13 protein-coding genes are annotated in these 14,971 nt (G+C 52.2%); 3 read left to right on the top strand and 10 right to left on the bottom strand.

Features of this window, described 5'->3' with window-relative positions:
• Positions 1-31: 31 nt before the first annotated feature.
• Positions 32-1,381 (bottom strand): extracellular solute-binding protein, encoded by a 1,350-nt coding sequence (locus AB1I67_RS12275; RefSeq protein WP_367030163.1) that lies wholly within the window; start codon positions 1,379-1,381, stop codon positions 32-34.
• A gap of 264 nt (positions 1,382-1,645) precedes the next feature.
• On the opposite strand from AB1I67_RS12275, the gene AB1I67_RS12270 reads away from it, so the two are divergent.
• Positions 1,646-3,406 carry a histidine kinase gene (locus AB1I67_RS12270; protein WP_367030162.1) on the top strand — a complete coding sequence of 587 codons (1,761 nt, stop codon included), beginning with the start codon at positions 1,646-1,648 and terminating at the stop codon, positions 3,404-3,406.
• Complete coding sequence (locus AB1I67_RS12265) at positions 3,403-4,983, top strand: response regulator transcription factor (protein WP_367030161.1); 1,581 nt, start codon at positions 3,403-3,405, stop codon at positions 4,981-4,983. Before AB1I67_RS12270 ends, AB1I67_RS12265 begins: the two co-directional genes overlap by 4 nt.
• 10 nt (positions 4,984-4,993) lie before the next feature.
• Here the strand turns inward: AB1I67_RS12265 and AB1I67_RS12260 are convergent, their stop codons facing one another.
• From AB1I67_RS12260 to AB1I67_RS12225, 8 genes are all read right to left on the bottom strand, one after another.
• On the bottom strand, positions 4,994-5,647 hold the full coding sequence (locus AB1I67_RS12260) for a TrkA family potassium uptake protein (protein ID WP_367030160.1): 654 nt from the start codon (positions 5,645-5,647) through the stop codon (positions 4,994-4,996).
• A gap of 13 nt (positions 5,648-5,660) precedes the next feature.
• Positions 5,661-7,025: a potassium transporter TrkG gene (locus AB1I67_RS12255; protein WP_367030159.1), complete on the bottom strand. Its 1,365-nt coding sequence runs from the start codon at positions 7,023-7,025 to the stop codon at positions 5,661-5,663.
• A gap of 30 nt (positions 7,026-7,055) precedes the next feature.
• Complete coding sequence (locus AB1I67_RS12250) at positions 7,056-7,892, bottom strand: metal ABC transporter permease (RefSeq protein ID WP_367030158.1); 837 nt, start codon at positions 7,890-7,892, stop codon at positions 7,056-7,058.
• Positions 7,883-8,599, bottom strand: a complete 717-nt coding sequence (locus AB1I67_RS12245) for an ATP-binding cassette domain-containing protein (protein ID WP_367030157.1) — start codon at positions 8,597-8,599, stop codon at positions 7,883-7,885. Before AB1I67_RS12245 ends, AB1I67_RS12250 begins: the two co-directional genes overlap by 10 nt.
• Positions 8,596-9,639, bottom strand: coding sequence for a metal ABC transporter substrate-binding protein (locus tag AB1I67_RS12240; RefSeq protein ID WP_367030156.1), 1,044 nt, complete (start codon positions 9,637-9,639; stop codon positions 8,596-8,598). The genes AB1I67_RS12245 and AB1I67_RS12240 overlap by 4 nt, the downstream gene beginning before the upstream one ends.
• Before the next feature lie 343 nt (positions 9,640-9,982).
• Positions 9,983-10,408, bottom strand: a complete 426-nt coding sequence (locus tag AB1I67_RS12235; protein ID WP_367030155.1) for a flavodoxin — start codon at positions 10,406-10,408, stop codon at positions 9,983-9,985.
• Between the two features lie 35 nt (positions 10,409-10,443).
• Positions 10,444-11,034, bottom strand: a complete 591-nt coding sequence (locus AB1I67_RS12230; RefSeq protein WP_367030154.1) for a DUF3793 family protein — start codon at positions 11,032-11,034, stop codon at positions 10,444-10,446.
• 412 nt (positions 11,035-11,446) lie between these two features.
• The gene (locus tag AB1I67_RS12225; RefSeq protein ID WP_367030153.1) at positions 11,447-12,358 is read right to left on the bottom strand and encodes a CorA family divalent cation transporter; all 912 of its coding nucleotides are present in this window, start codon (positions 12,356-12,358) and stop codon (positions 11,447-11,449) included.
• Positions 12,359-12,508: 150 nt separating this feature from the next.
• Here AB1I67_RS12225 and AB1I67_RS12220 point away from each other — a divergent pair, with 150 nt between their 5' ends.
• Complete coding sequence (locus AB1I67_RS12220) at positions 12,509-13,321, top strand: MerR family transcriptional regulator (RefSeq protein ID WP_367030152.1); 813 nt, start codon at positions 12,509-12,511, stop codon at positions 13,319-13,321.
• Between the two features lie 105 nt (positions 13,322-13,426).
• Here the strand turns inward: AB1I67_RS12220 and AB1I67_RS12215 are convergent, their stop codons facing one another.
• Positions 13,427-14,881: a cell wall-binding protein gene (locus AB1I67_RS12215; RefSeq protein WP_367030151.1), complete on the bottom strand. Its 1,455-nt coding sequence runs from the start codon at positions 14,879-14,881 to the stop codon at positions 13,427-13,429.
• Between the last annotated feature and the right edge of the window lie 90 nt (positions 14,882-14,971).

The following is a 14,971-nucleotide window of genomic DNA, read 5'->3' as shown; positions in this document are numbered from 1 at the left end:
TTAGAGTCGCGTTGCAATACCGCAGTCCGTTTTAATTTTTCTGCGCAGCCTCGGAAAGCTTTTTGCAGAAATCCTCCACGGAGATATTCTCATATGCCAGCTCCGGAAGCTGGGTGGAGAAGGTATCGATCACGTTCTGATACCAGTATGCCTGGTTCTGCCCATAGGTCCATTTGGCTTTGGACTGGATGTCCAGCACCTCCGCCATCAGCGGGTCAGCCTCTGTGAGGGATGCCGGGATCTCGATATCCGTGGATACCGGCTGAAGCCCTGCCATCTCAAGGCCTTTCAGCTGGTTGGCTTTTGTGGTCTCGAACTTTAAGAACGCAACCGCCGCTTTGATCTTCTCCGGGTCCTTCGCTCCTACCATATCCCCGGGGGTAGGTACCATCTCCATGCCGTACTCCGGCAGCAGCATGATGCCAACCTTGTCATAGAAGCCCTCCGGCGCTTTCTCCGTGCTGCGGATATCCGGGATCATCCAGGGGCCGTTGGGGATCATGGCAACCTCGCTGTTGAAGAAATGAGTCGCCATAGTATCGTACTTGCCTCCTACCGCGTCTGCCGTGGTATACTGGGCCAGCATCTTCTGGAGGCTCTCTGTGGCCTTTAAGACCTCCGGCGTGCTGTAATCAGTCGGATACATGGTATTCATAAAGTCGTTGCCTGCCTGCCCGTTCGTTCCGATGAGGCCGCTGTACCATAAGTTGGACAGCCAGCCCAAGTCTGCGGTATCCATGCCGAGCGGAGTTATGCCCTTCTCCTTAAAGGTGTCACAGGCCGCAAAGAACTCATCCCAGGTCTCATATGCTACTTCCGGCGGGGTCAGCCCGGCCTGGGCAAACAGATCCTTGTTATAATAGATATAAGAAATCTCCTTGGATACAGGCACTCCGTATATCTTCCCGTCCACCGAGTTGAATTTTAAGGACTCCTCATCAAACAGGGCCTTCCACTCCGGATCTTCGTCAAAAAACGGGGTCAGATCCTGTACTTTTCCGGCTTTTACCGCCAGCTCCGTGATATTGTTTCCACCGTTAAAAACGATATCGGGAAGATCCCCGCTGGAGATCAGCAGCTTGATCTTCTGGTTATAAGCATCTGTGGTCGGGATCTCCTCAAACTTAAACTCGATATTTTTCCCTTCCTCCGTCTTCTGGAATTCGGTGAACAGATAATCATAATATTCCGCTGCATAGTCCGTACCCACATGATAATTGATCACATTCAGTACCACCTTGCCTTCCGCAGATTTCTGCTCTCCCGCTGCCGGCGCGGCTCCATTTGCACCGTCTCCCGCACTCTTGCCGCCTCCGCAGCCAGCCAGCAAAGACGCCGCCACAGCGGTGCACATCAGCACGCTCCATACTCTTTTTTTCATTGTTTCTTCCTCCTCGTTCAAGATGATTTTATTATAAAGTGGATCTATTTTATTTTGAATACAGTCATTTTACCTGTTTTTGGAATATTTTGATATGATTTTTCCTGTATTTAACACCGCTGGAAGTTCGTATGCCTTTTCTATGAATATTTTTACTTTTTCTATAAACCTCATGTCCAAAATTCCACAGGAATTGAATCCGCCGTCAAAATGTGACATAATGAGAGGTGATCAAGATATTTAAAAAGACCGAGAGGACCGACCATGAATAATCCGTCCATAAAGAAAAAAAGGCTCCATTCTTTGCGCGCCTACATTACCCTGACCATTACGGGCACCGTGACATGCATCCTGATATTCTGCAGTATTTTCTTTTATGATAAGACAGCCCGGCTTCTGACCTCAAGCCAGACTGAACAGCTCATGCAGCAGCTGGGGAGAGTCAACGAAAAAGTCGGGGAACAGATCCGGCTCATCGATTCCCTCAACAGCCAGTTCATGTCCAACACGCTGATCCGGGACCAGGTGGAGCCGATCACCCACGACGCCCGCAAACGGCTGGCGGTAGAAAAGCAGATGGGCTACCTGCTGATCAACAACTACCTGTGGCATGAAGGCATGATCAATTCCGCCTGTATCTTCCTCTCCCCCGACCACTACTATCATGTGTCGGTAACGGGCACGGCCGCAGAACTGGACAGTATGCGGCAGGCTGCAGAGTCGGTGCCAAATGACAACGGCAGCCTGGTCATCCGGAGCGCCGGGATGGGACAGGACGCCATCTATTTTATACGGAATATTTACAGCACTTACACCGGTGAACCGATTGCCGCCATTGTGTTTGGCGTTGACAAGGACGCCTGGAGCAGCTACTTCAATTCCAACATGGACGACCAGTGGGCGGTCTGCCTGTACAACAGTGAGATGTCCATGGTCACAAAGCCGCTTATGGAGCCATATGAAGCGGAACTGTCCGCCCAGGCAGGCCAGGGCGGCAGCAGCCAGTTCCCGGAGGAGGTCTCTGCGGGAGGCCAGGATTATCTGGCGGCATCCACCCGGGTCGCCAATACGGACATCACCTCCATGGTCATCGCCCCCAAAAACCAGATGGTGGAACAGCTAAACCAGACCCTCCGCATATACTGGCTGGTGCTCTTAGCCTGCGCAGGCGCTGCCATACTGACCTCCCTAAGCATCAGCGGCGCCATCTCCACCCCCATCCGCCACATGATCAGCCATATCAACATGATCGCAAAGGGCAGCCGGGAAACCCCCATGCCGCCCGTGGAAATGTATTCCGAGTTCAACGCCCTGGCCGAAGCCTTCAACCATATGCTGGAGCAGTTAAATACCTACTACAAGGACAACATGGAAAAACAGCTGCTGCTCAAGAATTCGGAGATCCGATCCCTGCAGGCTCAGATGGACCCGCATTTTCTGTTCAACACTTTAAATACCATCGCATGGAAGGCCCAGATGACAGGCGATGAGGAGATCTACCAGATGGTCATTTCCCTGGGTGAGCTTTTAAAGACCAATGTGGTGGCAAAGCAGTCCAACTACACCACCCTGGGCGAGGAGCTTCAATATGTACGGCTCTACACCTACCTCCAGAAGATGCGGTTCGAGGATAAGATCTCTGTGGAGATCCAGGTAAGCCCCGACCTTTACGGCTACGTGATCCCCCGGTTCTGTATCCAGCCTCTGGTGGAAAACGCATTTGTCCACGGCCTGGAGCCGAAAAAAGGCGCAGGGAAGCTGGCTGTCAACGTGATTCTCCAGGAGAGCCAGCTGGAGATCAACGTTTTAGACAACGGGATCGGGTTTCCTTCCATCCCTGATATCCAGGCCATCCAGCCGTCCGCCGAGGACAGCCACACCCACATCGGACTGCGCAACTTAGACCGCCGGCTTCGGCTTTTATTCGGGGACAGCGCCTGCCTCACCATCACAAGCGTTCCCCTGGTCTGCACTACCATTTCATTCCATGTTCCGCTAAACCGGGATATAAAGGAGGAAACATGATATTTCATCTGATGATCGTTGACGACGAAGCCCCCATACGCAAAGGGATCTCCCGTTTTATCAACTGGGAGGCCATCAACTGTACCATCGACGACACCGCCAGCGACGGTCTGGAGGCCATCGAGAAGCTGAAGGACCATCCCATTGACATTGTGATCACCGATATCCGTATGCCGGAAGCGGACGGGCTTTATCTGGCCAGATATATAAGCGAACACTATCCCGGTATCAAGGTCATCATCCTGACGGGCTACGCCGACTTTACCTATGCCCAGACCGCCATCCAGTACAATGTCAGCGATTTCCTGTTAAAGCCCATCTCCAAGGAACAGGTCATCGCCGCCGTACAAAATGCCCAGAAAAAGATCATAACCGCCAGACAGCAGAGGCACATGGAACAGTCGGATCTGGCCTTTTTAAAGGACCAGCTTTTGCAGGAGCTGACCGACCATCCGGACAATGCAGAGCTTTTGGAACGTATCCGGGAATACGGGATCCGTTTGGACTGCTTCCGCGTAGCGGCCTTCCAGCTGCTCCCGCCCGGAGGGGACATCCCAGTGCTGAAAGAGCTTGTTGGGTCGCATCCATGGGCAGGCTGCTGCCGGTATAACAACCTGGTCCTGAGTATTTACAGAGAGGAAACAACAAACGACAATACTCCCCCTGGAGCCAATGGACCGCACACCGGCAATGTTCCGCCCTGTGGCATCGTATCATCCCAGGACAGCCACCCACTCCGCGCCAGATGCCGTGAGATCCAGGAGACGGCACGCTCCATGTACGGTATGGAAGTCTCCGTCGGTATCAGCGCCCTTCACAGTACGGGAGCCGGGTATTCCGCCGCTGTCTCAGAATCCATCAACGCCCTGACACAGAATTTCTATTCCACCGGTTCCATCGCATATTACCGCGGCAACCTGCCCGTAAGATCCGGCGACGCGCTCACGGCAGAGGAAGCCCTCTCCTTAAACGAACTGGAGACCGCCATCATAGGCCGCGACTTTACAGCCGCTTTCTCCGTGGTCAATTCCATGTTCATCCGCATGAAAAGCAGGTTCGCCAAATCAGCAGATGTAAAAAACATCTGCACCATGATCTATTATATTGGGCTCCGTGCGCTTGTGAAAAAGGGAAAAACCGGCAACAGCGATTTTGTCATCCAAAAGATTGAAAGCTCTACGGATATTTTTGAGTTGGAGGTAATCATCACAGAATTCCTGGATCATTTGAGAAATGCTCTGGTGAAAGAAGAAGGCTTCAGCAGGATCGTGAGACAGACCATGTCCTATATTGACAGCAATCTCGCCTCCAGCCTGTCCTTAGACCAGATAGCCGGAGAGATCCCCATCAATCCGTCCTATCTCAGCCGCACCTTCAAAAAAGAAACCGGGCAGGCGCTGACTGAATACATCAACCTTGCCCGGATCGAAAAAGCAAAAGAACTGCTCTCCGACACAGAAAGCTTAAATTATGAAGTAGCTGAACAGGTTGGTTTTCACGACCCTGCGTATTTCTCCGCCATATTTAAAAAGTATACGGGGATAAGCCCAAAGGAATATAAGAACCGCAGGCTGTAAGGAGCCGCCGTTACGGCAGCTCCTTTAAGATCTTATCCACATCCGTCTTCTTGCCGATCACCATCAGGTGCTCGTCGTGGCGGATCATGTAATCAGCGCCGGGCATCAGCTTGGCTTTGCCGTTCTCTTTGGTCCCCAGGATACTGATATGGTACTTATTGCGGATATCCAGATCCTTGATACTCTTATCCACCCAGCCCGGCAGCGGCGGGATCTCGTAAATGGAATATTCATCCGTCAGCTCGATATAATCAAATACATGGTTCGCACTATAACGCACCGCCAGCTTTTCAGCGATATCGCGGTCCGGGTAGATCACCTCATCGGCGCCGTTGCGCAGCAGGAATTTGGCATGGATATCCCGGTTAGCCTTGCTGACCACATGGCGGCCGCCCAATTCCTTGACCAGGCTGGTGATCTCCAGACTGCTCTGGAAATTGGTGCCGATGCACACGAAACACAGATCAAAGTTGGAGATACCCAGGCTCCTCAACACCGCTTCATTGGTACAGTCGCCAATCTTCGCGCTGACCACATAGGGAAGCAGCTCTTCCAGATTCTCCTCCTTCTCGTCCACGATCATTACCTGGTTGCCCAGAGTGGACAGATTCATGCAGAGATGGCGTCCGAAACGCCCCATTCCAATAATCAAAATCGACTTCATATCCATATCCTCCTTAACCAATCGTTATCCGCTCTACCGGCTGCTGCACGTGAGCCACCCGCTTATGCTGGGTAAAGGACAGGGCAAAGGACAAACTGCCTACCCGTCCGCAATACATCAGAAAAATGATCGTCAGCCGCGACATGGGAGAAAGCGCCCGGGTGATCCCCGTGGTCATCCCCACTGTGCCGATGGCCGAAAACGTCTCAAACAACACATCCGACATGGGAAGCTGCTGCGACGCCATAATATATACCGAGGCCGCAAGCGCAAGGGTCAGGTTGATGATAAAGATCGTGCTGGCGCGCTTGATAGCGTCATCCTCCAGCCGTCTGCCAAAAGCATTGGCTCCATAAGTACGCTGGATGGTGGACCACAGGTATAAGTACATGACAATGATGGTAGTCGTCTTGACGCCGCCTGCTGTAGAACCGGGGCTTCCTCCGATAAACATCAGGATCACCGTCAAAAGCTTGCTGGCATCTGTCAGGGACGCAGTGTCCGTCGTATTGAACCCCGCCGTCCTGGCCGTGACCGAGCTGAACAGGGATGTCAGGATCTTTCCGCTGGTGTTCATTCCCACAAGGAGATTGTTCTGTTCAAACCGGTAAAACAGCCAGGCGCTGCCAAATACCAGAACGAATGTAGTCAGAAGAACGATCTTCGTGTGCAGCATATATTTGTGTACCTTCAGCCCCTTCCGGCTCACATCATCCCAGACCACAAAGCCGATGCCTCCGATGACGATCAGGGACATGATGACCAGATTCACCACCCAGTCGTCATAAAAATTCACCAGGGAGCTGTATTCCCCCTGCCACCCCATCAGATCGAAGCCCGCGTTGCAGAATGCGGATATGGCATGGAATATCCCATAGTAAGTACCTTTGATAATGCCATGCTCAGGGATAAACCGAAGCGCCAGGATCAGCGCCCCGGTCCCCTCAAACAATACTGTTCCGATGATGATCTTTTTTGCCAGCCTGACCATGCCGCCGATCTGCAGGGTATTCACGCTCTCCTGCATCAGGCCGCGTTCCTTCAGACCGATCTTGCGCCGAAGGACCATGGACAGAAACACGCCGATGGTGATGAACCCCAGTCCGCCGATCTGGATCAGGGTGATGATCACAAGCTGCCCAAATACCGACCAGTGGGTCCAGGTATCATACACGATCAGCCCCGTCACACAGGATGCACTGGTTGCCGTAAACAGGCAGTTCAGAAACGGGCTGACGGTGCCGCTCTTACTGGAAACCGGAAGCATCAAAAGCAGCGTCCCCGTAAGGATCACTCCTATGAATCCGTATGCAATGAACTGGGTCTGGGTCAGATGACTGCGCATCTGATACAGCTTTTTAACAAATAGATTTCCCATATCCCTTTTTACCTTTCCTCCGTTATACAGTTATAATCCCTGGCTCCTGCCCCGCCCTCTTAAAAGCGCGGCAGCTGCGGTGAATAAAAGAAACGCCGCCAGGTTTACCATAACCACGCTGGCTCCCGCCGGTGTGGACAAACCATAGGATAAAATGATTCCGATACAGAAACACACTACCGCCAGCACCCCGGAGCAGAGCACCACCCCGCGGAAGCTTTTGAATATCCGCATGGAGGTCAACGCCGGGAAGATGATCAGGCTGGAGATCAGCATGGCCCCCATCATCCGCATCCCCAGAACGATGGTCACCGCCGTCAGTACCGCGATCAATATATTGTAAAGCTCCACCCTCACGCCGGTGGCCTTGGCAAAATTCTCATCAAAGGTCACGGCAAACAATTTGTTGTAACAAAATACAAACAGGCAGAGCACCACCAGTGACAGGCCGGCGCTTAAGATCACATCCTCCCTGCTCATGGCAAGGATGCTCCCAAACATGTAGCTGCTCACATCCGTGGTCATGCCGGTGGTCAGAGAGGTCACGATAATACCGGCAGCCAGGGCGCTGGCAGATATCATGGCGATCGCCGCGTCGCTCTTTACCTTACCGTGCTCCGTGATCCTCAGGAGGAAAAACGCGGCGAGGATCACCACGGGGATCGACACCTTAAGCGGCGACCAGCCTACCGCCACAGCCACCGACAGGGCGCCGAAGGACACATGGGACAGCCCGTCTCCGATCATTGAGTAACGTTTCAGCACCAGGCTGACGCCTAAAAGCGCCGCGCAGAGGGACACCATAATGCCGCCCAGCAGCGCGCGCACCACAAACGGGTAGGATAACATTTCCCGGATCATATCCACGGCTCGTCACCTCCCAGAAATTCTTTTCCCGCTGCACTGTTCCGGTATCCCTCTGCCGTGCCGTTATACAAGATCCTCTGCTGCATATGCAGAATCTTACCGGCCTGGGTGATGACGTTGCGGATGTCATGGGAGACCATGATGATCGTGATCTGATCCTCCCTGTTCAGCTTCCGGATCAGATGGTAAAAATCCTGGATCGCCGAGGGATCCAGACCGGTGATCGGCTCATCTAAGATCAGCAGCTGTTCCGTGGCACACAGCGCGCGTGCGATCAGCACTCTCTGCTGCTGCCCGCCGGAAAGCTCCCGGTAACACTTTTTCTTCAGGCCAGTGATCCCCAGACGCTCCATATTGCCGAGGGCCAGCTTCCTTTCCGCCTCCGAGTAAAAAGGCCGGTTGCCCCGGCGGCTTAAGGTGCCGGACAGCACCACTTCCTGCACGGTAGCCGGAAAATCCTTCTGGGCCGCAGTCTGCTGGGGCAGATATCCAATGCCTCCGCGTTTTAACTCCTCTGCCACCACAAGCGTCCCGGCAGTGGGCTTTAAAAGTCCCAGAAGGCCCTTGATCAGAGTGCTCTTGCCGGAGCCGTTCTCGCCCACCACGCACAGATAATCCCCCGGATATAATTCCAGGTTTAAATCGATGACCGCGTCGTGGTTCTCATATCCAAAATCTACGTGTTCACAGGTTATAAACGGTTTCATTCGTCCAGTCCTTTTCTCAAATTCTCAATATTCTGCCTCATCAGCTCCACATAGGTGATGCCGGCCTCAAACTGGGCGCGGGTCACATTATGGCAGGAATGAAGAAGCAGAGGCTCTGCCCCCGTCTCCTCCGAGATGATCTCCGCCACACGGCGGCTGCTCAGCTCCAGATAATATATCACAGGGATCTTCTCATCCCGTACTTTGTCGATCAGATAGGCGATGGTCTTCGCGCTCGGCTCCGTATCGGTGCTGCATCCGGAAAAAGCCGCCCGGTAATCCAGCCGGTACTCGTCTGCCAGATAGCGGAACGGGAACTTATCCCCCACCACGATCATATTGCGGACACGGGCGCCGGAAACCTCCCGGAACCCGGCGTCAATCTGGGATAAAAGCTCTAAATAAGCGGCGGCATTAGACTCATATCCATCTGCATGGTCCGGGTCCGCCTGTTCTAAGGTGTCCCGGATAACCTCCGTCAGCTTCATCGCATTGACCGGGGACGTCCAGATGTGTTCATCATACTCGATCTCCACCTGATGGCCGTCGTAGTCAATGTAGGTCTCATGTCCCGGGTCCACCTCCTGGTCCACATCGTGGTCACGCCCCGTATCGTGGTCATGGTCGGCGTCCTCCATGCCTTCCACATGTTCTTCCTCCACGGCGTTGATGTGATCCATCATGGTCACCACCGTCATGCCGGAGGTATCAATGGAGTCCAGCACCTCATCCAGCCAGTGTTCCATGGCTCCGCCGTTGCAGATCAGGATGTCTGCATTTTGGATAGTGCGCATATCCGCCGGGGTCGGCTCAAAGGAATGACTGTCCATCCCGGCCGGGACCACCAGAGTCAGATCAATATCATCACCTGCGACCTGACGCGCAAAATCATAGTAGGGAAACAAGGTCGTCACGACGTTCAGCCGCCCGCCAGGCTCCTCCTGCTTTACGCCGGCATTTGGCGCGGCACAGGCAGTCAAGAGGACCGGCATGATCAACACGGCTGCTATTAAAACATAAAACTGTTTGATCTTTTTCATTCTGCGGTGAATCTCACTTTCTATAAACGCATTGAAACAGTATACCACAATTCTCCAGCAAAGGAAAGGAGGCAAAGGAAAGACCGCGTAACCTTTATGGTAACTTTATGCGGACTTTGCGCAGGTTTCACGCAATCGCTCTTTTTTTCTACATATATTTCCATATATAATAAGTACTTTCCCAAACTTTGCGTTTCATGCTTTCTTTCTCACATTTCAGTCCGCCTCATTGATTCATATTATCATATAACATGCAAAAAGAGAAAGTCTTTCCCAAAATTCAGGAAATCGGCTTTCTCTTTTCATTGCACTTCATTACGCCTGATTTTCTTCTGCCTGAAAGCTATTTTGCCAGAGCCGCCCCCAGCGCCCTGCATGCCTCCAAAGCATCCTCCTCCGGCGCCAGGTTCGCAGTAACACCCTCTCCATTCACCACAGACGCGCCTGCTGTCGTCATCCGCTCTGTCCACTGGCGCATCCACTCGCCGTCGCCCCAGTCATAGGAGCCGAATAGCCCTATGGTCTTTCCTGCAGCAAAAGCCTCCACCTGAGTCACGAAATCATCCATATCCGAATCCAGTTCCTCCGCGCCAGCGGCGGACGCTCCCAGCGCAAAGCAGTCCGCATCCTTCAGTACGGACGCATCCGCGGCGGATACCTCCACCACATGGGCCTTACCGCCTGCTTCGTTGATCCCTTCGCCCACTGCGTTCGCCATCGCCTCTGTATTACCTGTACTGCTCCAATATACTACATATACGTCTTTCATCTTTCCTGCCTCCTTATTATTATAACATCTTTATATCAGGAAACCGCTACCTGATACAACGGGTATCCTTGAATGATCTCCTCAAGCGCCTGTTCCCTGGCCTCATCATACAGGCGGAAGATGCGTTCCGCCTCCTGCGGGTTCTCATAGACCTTCCAGTACCGGGCCGCCAGGCTGTTCTCTCCCCGGTTGGCAATAAAACCTTCCACATCTCCGACCGGATATTCTAAAAGGACTCCCAGCTCATGAGGAAACTCTCTCCCCATACCGGCATACTGCTGATACCGCCGTTTAAGCTGTTTTAACACTGCTGCGATCTCAAAAGATCCATATCCGAACCGCCGCAGAAACCTGCGTACCTCAGGCCGCTTTAAATGAGCCTCCAGCTGCTCATACCGGTACAAAAACAGCACTTCCCTGTCCTGATCTGCGTAGAGCGGGATGCAGATGATCCGACTTTTCCTTAAAAACATCCGGATCTGCTGCCAACCGCCCGGCTTTACAGTGATCAGATTCGATATCTTCACGCCTTTTAACACCGGCGCGCACTGGGTCACTACTTTAAATCCCAGCCTTGCCTCCGGAGTACAATTCTGTAAAAATGAGAGCATCGCTTCCGCCGACATCACGGTTCCCTCCTGTCTCCATCACATTTTCTACACTTAAAGGATACTTTCAGTATCCCCGGAATCATCGCTGCTTATGTTCTGCCAGCTTATGTTCCGGCGGCTTATATTTGATCCAGTTTTGCCGGTGGACCATCCATAAGCTTTCATGCATTTTCTGTAATGCACTTATATGTTAGCACGTGCTAACTATAAATGTCAAGAAAGCCCGGTGGTGAGATTTTCTCAATTGGGAGAATCTCTCAACAGCCGGGCAAGGTTTGTTTTATTCGTCCAAAGCAATTTACACCACACATTTTTTACTTTTTCAGCAGTATCCATCCAGCTCCCTGGTGCATGTGCCTCTCCTGAAACAGTTTTTCTGTAAATGTATATTCCATAATCCTCCTCCACGCCCCTTCTTCACCAATCCCTACAGAAGCCCTTTCTTCTTGAAAAAACAGATCTCCAGAATCAATATCCCCACAGACAGGCCGATCATGACCGGATAACCGTACGCCCACCGCAGCTCCGGCATATTGATAAAGTTCATGCCATACCAGCCCACCAGGATACTCAAAGGTAAGAACAGGCTGGTAACTACAGTAAGGAGGTTCATGGCATGGTTCTGGCTCACATCGATCTGGGTCTGGTACATCTCCCGGATCTGGAGCACATACTCCCGCAGCATCTCCACGTGGTTGTGCAGACGCTCCGCACGGGCCTCGAAGGAGGTGAAACGCTGGCATTCCCGGTCATCCAGAAGGCCGCCATGGTTATTCTCGATCATATCCGACATATTAATGAGCTGTTCATAATAGGTATGAAGTACCAAAAGCTGCCTGCGGTACCGGATGACGATCTGGTAAAAGTTCTTCGGAATGTGATTCAGCAGCCCTTCCTCAATCTGGCTCAGTTTTTCTTCCATATGCTGGAGAAATGGCACCTCATCCTCGATCAGCAGGTTTAAAAAATCAGCCAGCACGTCTACCGGGGTTCCACCATCCCGGAGGGTGTGGGCCTCCATCCGATCCAGGATCTGGTCAGTATCCTCCCCCACCAGCAAAAAATGCTGCCCGTCCATATAGTACCCAAGCTCCTTCTTTTTCCCGGAAAGATCTGCCTTTACCGGGATCGCCATGGTCCCCATGATACATCCCGGATAAAGCTCCGCCTTGCAGTACTGGAGACGCTCCATATCCTGCAACAGCTGGATCCGGTGAGGCAGATCGTGCTCTGTCTGTTTGAATTCCTCCATCCCCATGCCTGTGATCAGGATATCACCCGGCTCATATTCCCGGCTGCCTCCCGTCCGGATCAGCCCCTTTTTCTCTATCGTTTTCATACTCCCACCTCTTCCGATCATGACCTTATTATATCACAGCCGGTATTATTTAACAAATCTTAAAGACTCTTACACATTATTACAGTTTTATTACATTCATTGATTTTCAGGTTCCATCCTGTTATACCTTGTAATGGAGGTGGAAATTTTATGGAAAAGACGAAATATTTGATCGGAGACGTGGCAAACCTGATGGGACTCAGCAGGGACACGCTGCGCTATTATGAAAAACGCGGGATCCTCTCCTCAGAAAAGGGGGACAACGGCTACCGTTACTATACAGATATTGAGATTGCGAGGCTTCTTAGCATCCTCTATCAGAGGAAGATGGATCTGGGGCTGGACGATATCACGACCCTGTGGACCAGTGACACCGGCATCGACCATCTGGCCGGACTGCTGGAGAACCGGCTGGCGGAGGAACAGCAGGAGATCCGCCGCCACCAGCAGACCATTGCCCGGCTGCACTTAACCCAGAACGACTGCGAAAATATCCGCAATCATTTAAATGAAGTGATGCTGGGCAACATCCCTGCCGCTTATATCATCGTTCCCCACGCCGGTTTCAAGGACGGGATTGAACTGTGGTTTGAGTACGCCCGGAACTATCCCGGCCTGGACATGATGTATGTCTATGACGAGTATGCCTGGCAGCAGACCGGGGAATCCATTACCATAGATTATAAGAACTCACAGCTGGTACTCAAACAGGAGCTGGCGGAATACGTGGATTATGACATTCCGGCCAACACCCCAACGCTCACTCAGCCTTCCCTGTGCGTCTCCTCATTCTGCGTATCCCCCACCCGGGTTCCGCCAGATGAAAATATCCGCAGTATGATCTCCTGGGCAGAAGACCAGGGACTGATGATCTCCCACCAGCTTTACTGCACCTTTGCCATGCAGGGGCTGGAGAGAGGAAAGCAGTTTTACTATCTTCAGCTGTATCTTCCCGTTTTTTAATCCATTTTTATATTCAGAAGGCCGGATGCCCTGGTGAGATCACCTGGCATCCGGCCTTCTATTGTGAGAGAATGCATTTCTATTTAAAGTTGTGTGATGTTAAGATTATTCTTTATCCATATCAGCGGTCCACTTCTCGGTACCCTGATAGGTAACTCTGCCCTTGCTGTCTGTGCAGTAGTAGCGGTCGTCGCCGTCTTTGACGTTCTTCTTGCTCTTCTGGATCTTACCGGAGGTATTTACCAGGAAGTCTCCGCTCTCGTCCTCATCATCACTGTCCAGGGTCACTACTTTCAGCTTCTCATCCTTGTCAGCCTCAATCCGTTTCCCCTTCTCATAGATAACGCCGTCGTTGATCCCGTTGTAGCCCTTACCGCGGTCATCACCGGATTTGCGGAAGTTGTAGGTGTACTTCTCGCCGTCGATGTCGATGGTAGCGGTGCCGGTCTTCATGGCGCCGTCCTTTGCACTGCCGCCGAAGTAATATACATCCCAGCCTTCATCTGCCTCAGGCAGGTCGTCTTCGGTCTCAATCTCCTCGTAGGAGGTGATATTCCTGTCGTTGACGCTCAGTTTGTAGAGGCCCTCCAGCATCTTGCCGTATTCATCAAATCCATAGTAGTAACCGTTGATCTTCTTGATCTCGCTCTTAACGATCTCGCCGTCCTTGGTAGCATAGAACCAGCGCTCATCACCATCTGCATAGCCCTCCGGATCTACATCCTCACCCGGTACCGTCTTGAACCAGCCAGTGGATAACCAGCTGTCCTGAGGCTGGCTGTAGAACATATCGCCAGGTGTGGCAGTGGCGTTACTTGCAGTTGCAAACCAGTTGAACACTGCGTTGCCGTGCTCTTCAAAGCGGTATTTCTTGCCGTTGATGGTCTTGGTCCCGTCCACGGTCTTCTTACCGTTGCTTCTGAAGTAGAACCAGTACCAGCCGTCAAAGTCATCGTCCTCCTGCTCGTCATCCTCTACATCCAGCTTCTCCCACTGGTTCACACGCATTTCGCCGTCGCCGTATCCGCCTAAGTAGTACTCTGCGTTCTGCCATGCGTCCTCTCCGGTCACCCGCTCGGACTGGTCATTGACCCATCCGTAAAGCATCCGTCCTTCTGAATCAAATGCAAACTTTTTGCTGGCCCCGTTGGCCTTCACGATCGTCTTAAATGTAGTCTTGCCGGAATCAGGAGCTTTGTATGCCTTTGCATTCGGTCCGAAGTAATACCATGCCGTATCCATGTCATCCTCTCCCGGATCTTCATTCTCCAGCTCTCTCCACTGATTCTTTACCTGGATGCCGTTTTCATCTACATAGTAGTAATTGTCCTCATCCTCGATCAACTGGCTTGTGGCCATATAACCATTCTCATCCAGCCAGAACCAGGAGTTTCCTGATTTCTTCCATTCATTTTCAACCGGACTTCCGCTCCTGTCATAGTAGCGCCACTCGCCGTCCTCCTGCTGCCATCCGGTAGCTGCGAACGACATCATCGATGCTCCTATCGTAAATGCTGCCGCAGCACAGGGGATCAACCATCTCTTTGTCTGCTTTTTCATGTCCTTTATCTCCTTTCGCAATCTGCGTGTTTATCGGTTTTCCCTCCGATGACATCACTCTACACCATGGAACGGTTCCAGGGTCAAGGG

This window comes from Clostridium sp. AN503, assembly GCF_040719375.1.
Taxonomy (GTDB): Bacteria; Bacillota; Clostridia; order Lachnospirales; family Lachnospiraceae; genus Brotaphodocola.
Note: the sequence above shows the minus strand (reverse complement) of the source record. Positions and strands in the feature narration are given on the sequence as shown.

Bases quoted from the DNA above. Each gene is read 5' to 3' on its own strand.
- AB1I67_RS12275 (WP_367030163.1), bottom strand. From the start codon at position 1,381: ATGAAAAAAAGAGTATGGAGCGTGCTGATGTGCACCGCTGTGGCGGCG.
- AB1I67_RS12270 (WP_367030162.1), top strand. From the start codon at position 1,646: ATGAATAATCCGTCCATAAAGAAAAAAAGGCTCCATTCTTTGCGCGCC.
- AB1I67_RS12265 (WP_367030161.1), top strand. From the start codon at position 3,403: ATGATATTTCATCTGATGATCGTTGACGACGAAGCCCCCATACGCAAA.
- AB1I67_RS12260 (WP_367030160.1), bottom strand. From the start codon at position 5,647: ATGAAGTCGATTTTGATTATTGGAATGGGGCGTTTCGGACGCCATCTC.
- AB1I67_RS12255 (WP_367030159.1), bottom strand. From the start codon at position 7,025: ATGGGAAATCTATTTGTTAAAAAGCTGTATCAGATGCGCAGTCATCTG.
- AB1I67_RS12245 (WP_367030157.1), bottom strand. From the start codon at position 8,599: ATGAAACCGTTTATAACCTGTGAACACGTAGATTTTGGATATGAGAAC.
- AB1I67_RS12240 (WP_367030156.1), bottom strand. From the start codon at position 9,639: ATGAAAAAGATCAAACAGTTTTATGTTTTAATAGCAGCCGTGTTGATC.
- AB1I67_RS12235 (WP_367030155.1), bottom strand. From the start codon at position 10,408: ATGAAAGACGTATATGTAGTATATTGGAGCAGTACAGGTAATACAGAG.
- AB1I67_RS12230 (WP_367030154.1), bottom strand. From the start codon at position 11,034: ATGTCGGCGGAAGCGATGCTCTCATTTTTACAGAATTGTACTCCGGAG.
- AB1I67_RS12225 (WP_367030153.1), bottom strand. From the start codon at position 12,358: ATGAAAACGATAGAGAAAAAGGGGCTGATCCGGACGGGAGGCAGCCGG.
- AB1I67_RS12220 (WP_367030152.1), top strand. From the start codon at position 12,509: ATGGAAAAGACGAAATATTTGATCGGAGACGTGGCAAACCTGATGGGA.
- AB1I67_RS12215 (WP_367030151.1), bottom strand. From the start codon at position 14,881: ATGAAAAAGCAGACAAAGAGATGGTTGATCCCCTGTGCTGCGGCAGCA.